Annotated in this window: 6 protein-coding genes and 4 pseudogenes; 6 read left to right on the forward strand and 4 right to left on the reverse strand. The window is 59.1% G+C overall.

The genetic code is table 11. The features are described 5' to 3' along the window. Positions 1-53 precede the first annotated feature (53 nt). Positions 54-416, forward strand: a complete 363-nt coding sequence (locus ACVWYQ_RS18200; RefSeq protein ID WP_456727194.1) for a response regulator transcription factor — start codon at positions 54-56, stop codon at positions 414-416. Between the two features lie 885 nt (positions 417-1,301). Here ACVWYQ_RS18200 and glmS read toward each other — a convergent pair. Further along, complete coding sequence (gene glmS / locus ACVWYQ_RS18205) at positions 1,302-3,128, reverse strand: glutamine--fructose-6-phosphate transaminase (isomerizing) (protein WP_456726211.1); 1,827 nt, start codon at positions 3,126-3,128, stop codon at positions 1,302-1,304. A gap of 778 nt (positions 3,129-3,906) precedes the next feature. On the opposite strand from glmS, the pseudogene gmd reads away from it, so the two are divergent. The 3 genes and pseudogenes from gmd to ACVWYQ_RS18220 form a co-directional block, all read left to right on the forward strand. Beyond that, positions 3,907-5,014 (forward strand): annotated as a pseudogene (gmd, locus tag ACVWYQ_RS18210) (GDP-mannose 4,6-dehydratase). Continuing rightward, positions 4,995-6,002: a GDP-L-fucose synthase gene (gene fcl / locus ACVWYQ_RS18215; protein ID WP_456726212.1), complete on the forward strand. Its 1,008-nt coding sequence runs from the start codon at positions 4,995-4,997 to the stop codon at positions 6,000-6,002. The pseudogene gmd and the gene fcl overlap by 20 nt, the downstream one beginning before the upstream one ends. 423 nt (positions 6,003-6,425) lie before the next feature. Further along, positions 6,426-6,629, forward strand: a pseudogene (locus ACVWYQ_RS18220) (DDE-type integrase/transposase/recombinase); the annotation flags it as partial. 5 nt (positions 6,630-6,634) lie between these two features. Here the strand turns inward: ACVWYQ_RS18220 and ACVWYQ_RS18225 are convergent. Beyond that, a complete protein-coding gene (locus ACVWYQ_RS18225; protein WP_456726213.1) occupies positions 6,635-7,855 on the reverse strand; it encodes an IS110 family RNA-guided transposase in 1,221 nt (406 codons plus the stop codon). A gap of 240 nt (positions 7,856-8,095) precedes the next feature. Here ACVWYQ_RS18225 and ACVWYQ_RS18230 point away from each other — a divergent pair. Beyond that, positions 8,096-8,278 (forward strand): annotated as a pseudogene (locus tag ACVWYQ_RS18230) (integrase core domain-containing protein); the annotation flags it as partial. 84 nt (positions 8,279-8,362) lie between these two features. On the opposite strand, the gene ACVWYQ_RS18235 reads toward ACVWYQ_RS18230, so the two are convergent. Together ACVWYQ_RS18235 and ACVWYQ_RS18240 are read right to left on the reverse strand one after the other, a co-directional pair. Continuing rightward, positions 8,363-9,859, reverse strand: coding sequence for a S10 family peptidase (locus ACVWYQ_RS18235; protein ID WP_456726214.1), 1,497 nt, complete (start codon positions 9,857-9,859; stop codon positions 8,363-8,365). Positions 9,860-10,391: 532 nt separating this feature from the next. Continuing rightward, positions 10,392-11,060 carry a LuxR C-terminal-related transcriptional regulator gene (locus tag ACVWYQ_RS18240; RefSeq protein WP_456726215.1) on the reverse strand — a complete coding sequence of 223 codons (669 nt, stop codon included), beginning with the start codon at positions 11,058-11,060 and terminating at the stop codon, positions 10,392-10,394. 555 nt (positions 11,061-11,615) lie between these two features. Here ACVWYQ_RS18240 and ACVWYQ_RS18245 point away from each other — a divergent pair. Then, a pseudogene (locus ACVWYQ_RS18245) lies at positions 11,616-11,780 on the forward strand (ClpX C4-type zinc finger protein); the annotation flags it as partial. Positions 11,781-12,834: the final 1,054 nt, after the last annotated feature.

Raw genomic sequence — 12,834 nt, forward strand, 5'->3', positions numbered from 1 at the left:
GGCTAATGCTTCGGCAAGCGCCTTCCCTGGTCAGGAGGGCTCGTCTTGTGCCTTTGATTTCCGTCGTTGACGACGACGCGTCGGTGCGTGCCGCAATTGAAAACCTGTTGAAGTCACGAGCTTACATCGTTCACCCATGTGCGTCTGCCGAGGAGTTCTTGCGCTCACCCGAGTTGACCCAGACATCCTGCGTGATTACGGACGTGCAGATGCCAGTCATGAACGGCCTGGAACTGCTGGCAGAGACGCGAGCCCGGGGCTACGATGCGCCGTTCATCTTCATTACTGCCTTTCCTGATGACCGCATTCGCACCCTAGCTTCGAGCGCCGGAGCAATTGGGTTCCTGGCTAAGCCTTTCGCCGGACGCACGCTGATCAAGTGCCTCAATACCGCCCTGACGGAACACCGGTGGTAGCGCTGGTCTGACAGAATCGCGTTCGAGCCGGGCCCCACGCGCCTCTTGGCCAATTCGCAATCAGCCCTACGCATCTGGGTGTATGGAGCTGGGCCGATAGCGCCGGCCAAAGTGGGACATTGCCAGGCCTTCGTAATGAAGACCGCGAGTTCCTAGAAAGATTGCTTTCCCGTTGTAGGGGCAGCACGAACGAAGGCTCCAATTCCACACTCCACGTCGTCTTCAACGCTTAGAAAGCCGCTCGCGCCTCACCCACGACAGAGGCCCTTGTCGCTTCTGTCACAAGATTCATTCTTCAACCCCATGGTCGACGCGGTATCGCCACCGGCTACTGGACCGATGCGCTCACTGCTCATCTCGGCGATCTGCACCGCAGCAGCCCTCGAGTTCCATTCAATCAATGAAATACCAATCCTGCGTCAGCAGGATTTGGAGGGCGGTCCAGCGTTGCACTCAGCTCCAGGCGTTCCATTTAGTATGCACGTAGCGACCTACGTGGATAAGCTTTTGCTGACCTGACGAACGCCGGTCGGCGGCCAACGTCGGGCACACTGTACGCCACCATAGGTGAACTGTGCACCAATATGGCACGAAGACGAGCAAGTATAGTTCCAAACGATCTCAGCGCTCCGCCACGTAGCGCGTGACTCTCGTCCGCTTCTCGGAGTTGCCGCACGTGCAAAATCGCCGAAGAAACATGGAAAATAAGAACTTAGAAATGCAGAGACATATTTCCGATCCCGGACCTCCAATTCCAGACGGCATGGTCTTTGTTGGGGGATGCAGCGCGCGTATTCTATTCTGACGACAGAAACGGCACGCGCGTGCGTGGCCAGCCTCGAGCTTTTGCCAGGCGAAGCGCGAATCCGGATGGCAATGACGGTCCTACTCGACCGTCACCGACTTCGCGAGATTGCGCGGCTGATCAACGTCTGTGCCCATCACGACAGCGGTATGATAAGCCAGGAGCTGGATTGGAATAGCATACACGATCGCCGAGAAGGTTGAGACCATTTCTGGAAGCACAATTCTCCCAAAGGTATGCAATGTCGCTTCCGAAACTCCTTTCGCATCAGTGATCAGGATGATGTTGCCACCGCGAGCGGCGACTTCCTGCATGTTCGAAACGGTTTTCTCGAAATGCGCGTCGTAAGGCGCAATAACCACTACCGGCACGGTATCGTCGATCAGCGCAATTGGGCCGTGCTTGAGCTCTCCTGCGGCATAGCCCTGCGAGTGGATATAGGAGATTTCCTTTAGCTTAAGCGCGCCCTCCAACGCTAAGGGGACTGACGTGCCGCGACCGAGATAGAGCACATGACTTGACTTAGAGATTTCTCGCGCAGTTTTCTCAATCTCGGGCTCGGTCTCCAGAGCCGCAGCAATCAACCGCGGAACTTCAATCAGCTCGCGTGCGAGTCTCAACTCATCGAGATCTGACAATTCACCACGCTCTTTGCCAGCTGCGACCGCAAGGGCAGCCATCACCATGAGTTGGCAGGTGAATGCTTTTGTCGAGGCGACGCCGATTTCCGGTCCCGCCAGCGTTGGCAACACGGTTTCGCTCTCCCGCGCAATCGTTGACGTCGGCACGTTGACTATCGATATCGTGTGCAGGCCCTTCGCCTTGGCGTAGCGCAGCGCGGCAAGAGTGTCAGCGGTCTCCCCCGACTGAGAGATGAAGATCCCGAGATCTCCCTTGCGCAAAGGTGCCGCCCGGTACCGGAATTCGGAGGCTACATCGATATCGACGGGAACACGTGCCAGACGCTCGAACCAGTACTTGGCGACGTGGCCGGCATAACTTGCCGTACCACAAGCGGTGATCGAGATACGCTGAACGGCATTGAAGTCAAACGGCAACTTGAGCGGCAACATTATTCGCTCGGCAGTCATATCGACGTAATGCGCCAGCGTCTGAGCGATCACTTCCGGCTGCTCGTGAATTTCCTTGGCCATGAAATGCCGATAGTTCGCTTTGTCAACGATGACCGAGGATACGCTAGGCTTTGATGCTTTCCGGTGGACGATAGCACCAGTCGAGTCATAGATCACGCCGCTCGTGCGGGTAAGCACAACCCAATCGCCATCTTCAAGATAGGTGACAGCGTCGGTGAAGGGCGCGAGCGCGATAGCGTCCGATCCGAGATAGATTTCGCCGTCGCCGTGACCGATCGCAAGCGGCGACCCCTTGCGCGCGCCGATCATGAGGTCGTGGTAGCCTTTGAACAGGAACGCCAGCGCAAATGCGCCGCGCAGCCGCTGCAGCGACGCTTTTACCGCGTCCTGCGGAGGGTACCCATCGAGCAAATACCATTCTACAAGATGAGCGACCACCTCGCTATCTGTCTCGGAGGCAAACTTAGCGCCGTTCTGCTCCAGTTCGCCGCGCAGCTCGCGGAAATTCTCGATGATCCCATTATGAACAACCGCAACATTCTCCGTGACATGCGGATGGGCGTTGCTCTCGCTCGGCTTGCCATGGGTGGCCCATCGCGTGTGGCCAATACCGCCATGACCCGAGAGAGGATCGGTGAGTAGGCGTGCCTCGAGATTTATCAGCTTTCCGGCGGCACGTCTTAGCTCAAGGCAGCCACCTTCGAGCGTTGCCACGCCTGCGGAATCGTATCCTCGATATTCGAGCCGCCTGAGCGAATCGACCAATTTCCCGACGATCGGACCACGTCCTAAGATACCAACGATTCCGCACATATGGATTAACGCACCCCAACGTCCAAGCAAGTAAGAGCCAGGCGGGGGAAAACCTCTTGGCTAGATTTACTTACGAAGATATTCAATGCTCTCTGCGGGCTTCGCTGGGACGCAACTCCACACGCTAAGAGCTTGAGCTACGTCTCCCGGTCTTTCGACATGACATGGCCCTCTGTCTGTTAGCTTGGACGAGCATCATCGCACTTTGCCGGTGACTCGACTCCGGTAGTCGAATTCAAAAGCGCGTCTTCATTGGGTAGCTCGATAGAGATTCGCGGCCGGATCAGAGTTTTCGTGTTCGTTGGACCGTCGCAACTGTCATTGTCATATGGCTTCGGCTCTGATGATTGACCATGCTTGAAACTCGGCGGAGCATATCCGCTCTTACGATAAAACTTCATGGTTCCTGCTCATCGAGTTCATTGCTGCGTCCGGGCAAAGCGGCACCCGCTGCTCGCTTGATAAGACGAGGCTAGGACCTTGAGATCGTCGGTTCAATCGTACGGAGGTAAGACTTGAGACGCGAAAGGGTTTGAAGAACTATACGATGGTTTGTAACCAAATCGCATGTCTGGGTATCAGCAAGACTAGGATGAACCGATGAGCTTGCTCTGGCCGAAATCCGCCGCTGCGACTTTCCATTGGCGGTGCATATCAATGTATATGATGCGTTTGATCCGCACTGCCGTACAATCATAGAGCAAGGATCGTTCAGTTCATCTGCGTGTAAACACGGAGTTTTCTTTGCGCGTAGTATCCCTCCGGAAAGCCGATTTAGATGCGTACAACTGGTGAGACAGTGACAGCTGAAGATTCAAAACGACGCGTTGCGCTGATCACCGGCGTCACCGGCCAGGATGGTGCGTACCTCGCGGAATATCTGCTCGGCCTCGGCTACACGGTGCACGGAATCAAGCGACGGTCGTCTTCTCTCAATACCGCACGCGTCGATCACCTGTACCAGGACCGGCATGCTGGCGACGTGCCCTTCCTGATGCACTACGGCGACATGACCGATTCCACTAACCTGATCCGGCTGATGCAACAAATCCGGCCGACCGAAATTTACAATCTAGCGGCCCAAAGTCATGTCGCGGTTAGCTTCGAGAGCCCTGAATACACCGCCAATGCCGACGGTCTCGGCGTGCTCCGCCTGCTCGAAGCGATCCGCATCTTGGGCATGGAAAAGGAGACGAGGTTCTATCAGGCCTCCACCTCGGAACTCTACGGTCTCGTCCAGGAAGTGCCGCAGAAAGAGACGACGCCATTCTATCCGCGTTCGCCCTATGCCGTAGCCAAGCTCTATGCCTACTGGATCACCGTCAACTATCGTGAGGCTTACGGCATCTTCGCTTGCAACGGAATTCTGTTCAACCATGAGAGTCCGATCCGCGGCGAGACCTTCGTCACACGCAAGATCACGCGCGCCGTCGCCCGCATCGAGGTCGGCCTCGAGGAACGCCTGTATCTCGGCAACCTAGAGGCCAAGCGCGACTGGGGCCACGCGCGTGACTATGTCGAGGGCATGCACCGCATTCTCCAGGCAGACGTGGCAGAGGATTATGTCCTGGCGACCGGCGAAACGCGGTCGGTGCGCGAGTTCGTCGAGCGGGCATTTGCCGAGGTCGGCCGGAGCATTGAATGGCGTGGCCAAGGCGTCGAGGAGACCGGCATCGACCGGGCATCGGGCAAGACTGTGGTGAAAATCGATCCGGCCTATTTTCGGCCGACCGAGGTCGATCTGCTGATTGGCGATGCTGGCAAAGCTCGCCAGAAACTCGGCTGGGAGCCTAAGACCAGCTTTGCGCAGCTGGTGAGGGAGATGGTCGCAAGCGATCTCGCCGAAGCACGTCAGGAGTGCCGCCAATGGCCAGTACGCCGTTTGAGCTGAAGCGCAAGTCGGTCTTCGTCGCCGGCCACCGCGGTATGGTTGGCTCGGCCTTGGTGCGCCGGCTCGCGAGCGAGGAGGCGAACCTACTGACGGCGGCGCGAAGTGAGCTCGATCTGCGCGACCAAGCAGCGGTGAACGCCTGGTTCACCGCGAATCGGCCCCAAGTGGTGTTCCTCGCCGCTGCCAAGGTCGGCGGCATCCTCGCCAACGACATACTTCGAGCCGAATTTCTGTACGACAATCTTGCAATATCGATCAATGTGATACAGGCAGCGCATGCGAACGGGTGCGAGAAGCTGATGTTTTGTGGCTCCTCCTGCATCTATCCGCGGCTGGCGGCGCAGCCGCTGCGAGAGGATTCGCTGCTGACCGGCCCGCTAGAGCCCACCAACGAACCCTATGCAATTGCGAAAATAGCCGGTGTGAAGATGGTGGAAGCTTATCGCAGCCAGTACGGCGCCGACTTCATCAGCGTGATGCCCACTAACCTTTACGGTCCCGGCGACAATTATCATCCCGAATGCAGCCATGTCGTCCCAGCGCTGATCCGCCGTTTCCATGAGGCCAAATTGTCCGGCGCCACGAACGTTGTAGTATGGGGCACCGGCATGCCTCGGCGCGAATTCCTCTATGTCGACGATCTTGCAGATGCCTGCATCCACCTAATGAAGACCTATTCGTCGCCGGAGCTGGTTAATATCGGCACCGGCCAGGACATCACCATCGCCGATTTGGCGCTCGCGGTCGCGGCTGCCGTCGGCTTTCGGGGCGAGATCAGCTTCGACACGTCGCGTCCCGACGGCACGCCGCGCAAGCTGCTGGACGTCAGCCGCCTGGCCAGAACCGGGTGGCAAGCCAGCATCTCGCTGGAGGAGGGCATCAGGTTGGCGTATCAGTCTTATCTCGACGACATCAACAACCGGCAGCAGGGTATGCGTGTTTGCCCGCGAGGGGAGCGCCACGGAGGAAGCTCTCGTGCATGATCATTCAGCCGTTGAATCTCTCCCTCCCTATTGACACGAGTTCTGTTGGCATTTGGATCTGGAAGCTGCCGGATTCGAATGTCTGAACGCCTGAACGAGGTCGAGTGAGCGCATGAATGTTCGACCCTCTGTGGCGAGCCTGTCGATGCCGATCCCGACTGGACCTCCTTTCGGATTCGGCCGGGTGCGCTCTTCCTGGTGGGCCGAGGGCGGTCGACTATTTTCGGTCAAGGCGACGTCACTTCGTCCCGCTGCTCTATACCCTGCCCTACGCGTGTGCGGGCTCGTCCATTCTTCAACCTTACGACGCTCTCACCGTCCTTCTGCCTCGAGTCGAGCATAGCTGCATCGCCATCACCGGCTTTCACCAGAAGCTTGCGCTCCTTGCGGCCCTGCCGGATTTCACCCTGGAGATCGACGGCGTTGGCGCCGCGGCTCACCTTCCGCGGCACCGATGTCGTGGATGTTCTGGAAAGGCTTCGCAATGAAGTGGGAATCCCTGCCACGATCCGCGTCGATCAAGGCAGCGAGTTTGTGTCGCGCGACCTCGATTTGTGGGCCTACCAGCGCGGTGTCACGCTGGACTTCTCACGGCCAGGCAAGCCGACCGACACGGATGTTGTAGACAAGCCCTATGTCGCGGAAGCCTTGGTGTGTCGGGATCGTGGCTTTGCCCGCCACCGGGACGTGAACCTCGTGTACTCCTTCTCGGCGGATTCCACGCGTGCTCGTTCCTCAGCCCTCTTCGCGGGGATGTTGTAATCATAGGCCGATCCACGCTTGGCATGGCTGGTGGGTAATCCAGCGCGCAGTTCGATGCTCCGGAACTTGCGCGCCAGCAGGGCCGGCCTGGTCCAGATGTAGTCAGTGCTCTTGGTCAGCATATGCCAGATGATCATCGCCAGCTTCCGCGCCGTCGCGACTGCCGCGACGTGCTTGCCGCGTCGTGAAGCCACGCGCTGGAAGAATGCACGCAGCGGTCCCGGCGAACGGGCTACAGCCCATGCTGCTTCGACGAGCATTCCGCGAGCTTGGCTGCGGCCCTGCTTGGTGATCCTGCCATGGTAGGCGGAGCCCTCGCCAGACTGCCTTACGCTCGGGTTTAGCCCCAGGTAGCTCACCAGCCTGGTCGGATCGGCAAAGCGCCGAATGTCGCCGACGGCCGCGGCCATGCCCGAAGCCACCGTCATATCCACACCCGGGAGCGTCATCAGCCGCCGAATGATCGGATCGGACATCGCTTCACGCGCGATATCCGCCTCGACCTCCTTCAACGAACCCTGGATCAGGTCGATCTGCGCCAGGTGCCGCTCGATTGCGGCACGCTCGTCGGCAGGTACCATCTGGGCGGCGATCCACCTGCGACCGCTGATCCCTACAAGGTTGAGGTGTGGACAGGGCGGAATGAGGTGGGCGTGAAGGATCGACTGAATGAGGTTCTTCAAGCGTACCCGCTGACGCACGAGCTGCGTACGGCGCGCAACTTGCCGTCGCAGGGCCATAGTGCGCTGATCGGGTACCCAGACCTCCGGAAGAAATCCGGTGGCGTACAACTTCGCGAGCACGGCGGCATCAATCGCATCCGTCTTGATCTTTGCGTGCGCGATCAACCGCACCTGCTTCGGGTTGGCGATGACGACACGGTCGACATACGGCGCCAGAACTTCGACAACGGCCGCGGCATTGCCGGTCGCCTCGACGACCACGTGATCATCATGGGTGAGTTCCTTCCTGGCGAAAGCCTCCAAGCTGTCACGGGTCATAGGAATGCGGCCGAGCTTCGTTAGATGTCCCTCGAGCAGCGCCACGGCCTCGGCCGCCACGCGATGGATGTCCATGCCAATGATGCGCATCTCTCCCTCCATGGTCAGTGCGAAAGGGAGCTGCGGGCAACACGACAATTACGGATCCGCGCTCGCAGCGCATCCGGGCTAGTCGCAGGGGCGGCCAGATAACGACCTCGAACTCGCAGTTCATGTCAGTGCGACGGCCTGCCCGCACTTGCGTGCTCCCGGTGCCCCGAGGCCCGGATCGGTCTACGCTAATGGGCTAGATCGAGTCTGGAAACACGGGACACCGCCTACATCATGCCGGACAACGCCTTTATCGAAGCCTTCAATGGGCGCTTCCGGGGCCGAATGTCTCAATGCCCATTGGTTCCTATCGCTTGCGGACGCCCGGGAAAAGGTGGGGACTTGGCGACGCATGGAGCCATCGGCAATCGGCCGCCGATTTTGCTGCAAAATCACGCCGGCGCCACCAGCCCGCCAACGTGATCAGAGCGCAAAACTCTAGTTCTGGGTGGTCCAAAGTTCGGTCTCGCTACAGACATACGATGCACGCGAGCGCATGCTTGTGGATTAATTGGAGGCTGGTTTCATCATCGCTTCGATCTCCGCGCGAAAAAGCTGGCGCGATGCATCACGCGAGTAGAACATGTGGCCGCCCGGATAGACCACAAGCTTGACACGCGGCGGCTCAGCGAAAGCGGGCAACTGATCGAGCACGATCTGCGAGCGGAAATAGGGCGTTACGAGGTCGAACAGGCCGTGCGCTACCAGCACCCTCATTTTCGGATCCATCGCAAGGATCTGGCGCAGCTCAAACAGCGATTGCGGGGGGCCTGGGCCATAATCCCAAGCTTGCCTGACCGCACCGTTGCTCAACTCATAGGAGCCGTCCGGCCGCCAGTTCAGCTTGCGCGTAAGGAGATCGACGGCGGCACTGGTCAGCGGCGCCTTTAGCGTGCTGCCCGAGGGATCGGCGTGTGCGGGGTTGCTAGACTCGGGGTGGGGATCGAAGCCACGCACCGAGGCGTCGTAGCGGCCGGTCACCTTGCCGTTGTTGCGGTCGAGCTCACGACTGAATTGGCCGGCATCAAAGCGGCCGGCAAGCCGGCGGCTCACTGCTTGGTCGATCCCAGTTAGCGTGGCGACCTTGTCGGCGAGGCGCGTGGCCGCCTCCTTGTCGGCCGTGCCTTTGACGAGGTCGGTCAAGAACTCGCCCCGCGCATAAGCTTCGACGTCGGCGAGATCGGCCCGCTTCACCGGTCCCTTGGCTTCGCGTGCGGTCGCGACATAGCTCGGCAGCGTTGCGACGTGTTGGAGAAGGCTCGTGCCGGACTCACGGTAGTCAAACACAGGTGACACCATGATCAGACCTTTAACGCCGACACCTTGCTGCTCCTGCAACTGGCGCACCACCTTCGGCCCGCGAATGCCGCCATAGCTTTCGCCCGCGACATATTTCGGCGACAATAACCCGTCGTGCTTCTCGAGCCAGCGGCGGATCACCAGAGCGAGCGCGCTAACATCGCCGTCCACGGAAAAGAACAGCTGCCGGACATTCTCGCCGGTCGCGACGAAGCGGCTATAGCCTGTCCCGACCGGATCGATGAAGACGAGGTCAGTGAAATCGAGCCAGGTCTCCGCATTGGGCTTCACCTCAGGAGAGCTCGATGGTGTGACTTCGTCGGCATTGATGGACAGCCGCCAAGGGCCAGCATTGCCGAGCTGTAGCCAAGCCGACGATGCACCAGGCCCTCCGTTGAAGAAGAAGGTGACGGGACGTGTAGCGCGGTCGCACCCGTCGAGCTGATAGGAAGTGTACGCAATGTCGGCCTGCGGCTCGCCCTGGTCGTCGAACAGGCGGATGGAACCTGCGGTGGCCGTGAATGCGAGCGCCCGCCCGGGCAGCTCGAGGGTTTGCATGGTGGTGGAGTCCGGCGGAAGGCGATGCTGCTCGGCCGCTGAGGGCGTGTCAGGTGTTTGGCCGGCGCGCGCGCCGGGACCGTCCTTCTGGTCTGCCAGCGTCGTGGCCTTGGAGCGCGGCGGCGGATTGTCGGCCCTGCTCCCCATCACGCCACCGGCAAACAGGACCAGCGCGCGAGAGGTGCGGCGCAGCGCGGTTCATCAAAGTGCATCGAGTCTCTCCCGTTCCCGCTGCTCTTTCGTCTCGGCCTATCCTTAGCGCGTACGAGCCGTGTCTCCTGAAGAAGTCCAACGACACTTAGCTGACAATTGAGGAAAACCAAACCTACCAAGGTCGGTAGCATTCAGCTCACGCGCTATCGCCAGTCGCGCCAAGCAGAAGGCTGTGCTTGCTTAGGCAATCACTTGTCGACGAGAGAATGGATGACTTACGAGCGTCTGGCGCGCGCGCTCATTGGACAACCTGAAATCTCGCATTCGCACTAGCCGACCGACGTGGCCTGATTGACCAAGCGATCGATATTCCGCTGGCGGACGCGCGTCAGCGCCGCCTTCATTAAGGAGCTGATGAACGTATCGCGCAATCAAGCATCGCCCGCGACGGCGGAAATATGGCTATCGCGGCGCCGGGCCGCGAGAAGTCCAGCGTGACTCGCGCTGTTAGGCCCACAAGTCAAGATCACACGAACTCGCTGCCCTGATCGACGCGGATCGTCGCCGGGAAGCCCATCCGCGATTGCTCCTCCTCTGACGTGATCAGATCGCCACGCGCGTGGCAAAGTGTCGCGAACCGGACGTGACCGGCTAGGCGACCGATCGGCATCGGCGCCGAAATCAGACCAAGACGAATCGCCTCGGCGATGGCATGGGTGCGGTTTGTCGTGCCGAGCTTTCGAATTGCATTTTTAAGGTGAAAGTTCACTGTATTCTCGCTGATATTCAGGATCTTTCCGATTTCCCAGGACGATTTTTCTTTCGCCACCCAGCGCAGGCAATCTTTCTCGCGCTCTGATAGGCTCACCTTGCTATCGCAGGCACTGTTTGAGGGCTTGGCAATCTCCGCAAATGCAATATGGAAGTGCCAAGCCAGCGCTTTGAGCCGCACCACGTGACCTTCAGGATCGGCATCATCAAAACAGGACGCGAATGATACCATTGATAGCCGTCCTGCCGGCCCAAACAACGGCACGCTGATGCCATGCTTCAGGCCTGCCTGTCTGGCCTCCTCGAGGATGCGTTGCTCACAGGCCTGGAGCTGATACTCTTTGGCAAGCTGCTCCCATACGGAGTTGCGGAGAATCGCCCCGGCATCGTCCCTTGGATGTGTCGCGATGTTGTTGGTCGCCATCGTTGTCGATCCGACTTGCACGGTCTCTCTTGATTCGAACCACCGCCTGCCGAGAGTGAGGAAGGTTGCTGGCACTCCCCACTCCAGCAACAAACAATGCCGCGCCAGCCGCTTCGTTCAATCCACAAACGAATTGCAGGGAGCTGGCGGCCTCTACCTTCCAATCCCTGCAATCTCAAACGGTCCTCGATCGGGAAAACGACTCCCGCTCAATCGCTTAGAGCCTTGTTCGCGGACGACTATGTAAGCTAGACAACAAACCGCAACTAAAGGGCCGAATGACACCGACGACCTCGCCGCAATCGAAGCCTAGCAGGACGATTGTCTTTATCTCAGCACGGGGGGCGGCTGGGCCCCGGCGACGGTTGGCGCCAGTGACAACATGGTTGGCTACGATCGATCGACTATGATCGCGGGAGAACCGCGTGGCTGTGAATCGCACGGGATGTAACGCGTACGGCCTTATTTGGTACGAAATTTGCTCTCCTTAGGCTTCGTGCCGACCGCGTCGGCTTGGAGCAATCGAGCCGACTCGAACCGCTGATGGAGACACGAATGAGTAAGGTCGGCACGAGCGACTCCAACAACAGGCTATATTGCTCGCTCTGCGGCAAGAGCCAGCACGAAGTCCGCAAACTGATCGCGGCTTCCACGGTCTGCATCTGCGACGAGTGCGTCGAGCTCTGCATGGACATCATCCGTGAGGAGAACAAGTCCTCGCCGGACAAGTAGCGCTACGGTGGAGAGCACTAGCTCAAGCGTATTCCAAAGTCATCTCTAGCTTGGTGCCCTAACAATAATACTGAACCAAGAAGGCTTGGCGGAACGTCAGGCAGTCACCACGCCAACGTACCGGTGAAGACTGCCGAACAACAAGCGGCCAGCATGATTTTGCGAACGCGTGCGTTTTGAAAATGCATGCCGCACAGACACCCGCAGGAGGGACAGCACTCGTTGATCTCAAGATTCGCCCATTCCGTGCTGTCGCCAGTACTCGACGGACAAAAGAAGCCCGACCACTTTTGGCGGCCGGGCTTAAGTCAGTCTCGGAAGGAGCGACGCTGTTACACATCGCGCCAGCTTCCGTCGGCAGAGGGAGGGCTCCTGCCGACGGTCGAATTGCGGCGAGGGCATTCGCCGCTAGCTTTAACCACAGAAGACCAAAATCCCGTCCAAATGAAATCTGGCCTTTTCGTTCGATTGAATCAGGGCTCAAGGAATTCGGCCAGATACTCGTCGCTACGAAAAATGTGGCGACCGACCGCAGCCCTTTGCCCGCCGCCAGTCGCTGCGAACCCGCGGTGTTAGGCGAGAGACCACCTGGAAACGTCGCCGGACCGTACGAGCCCGTGGCTTGACGCGACGTACACCGAGAATGTTTCTCCCCGCGAAGGCAAGGATCGATAACCATTCCGATACGATCGTCGGCTGTTTTCTTCCGATGTTATTGCTATGCGACATCCTGCAAAGTTCGTAAAATCGATTGTATTGATGGGCGGCATCTACACGGTGGATCATTTCGCGGTCGTTGGCATTTTGCGTTTAGGGATGCGCATACCCTAGCACCACCTGTCAGGGTCGAACTCAATCTGCATGAATGAGTGAGAAGGCTCTGGCGAGCGGTGAATCACGGGTGGCATCGTCAGCTCCACACGCAGCGGTCGTCTCGCACTGTCACTTCCGAAGCTATTGGTCATACGCTTCGCGCTCGACCGGCCCGCCATACTCTCCGCGAGCAGCGATAGATCGAGACAAGTCGCCGCAGCCGCAGATC

Source organism: Bradyrhizobium sp. USDA 3397 (genome assembly GCF_054060965.1).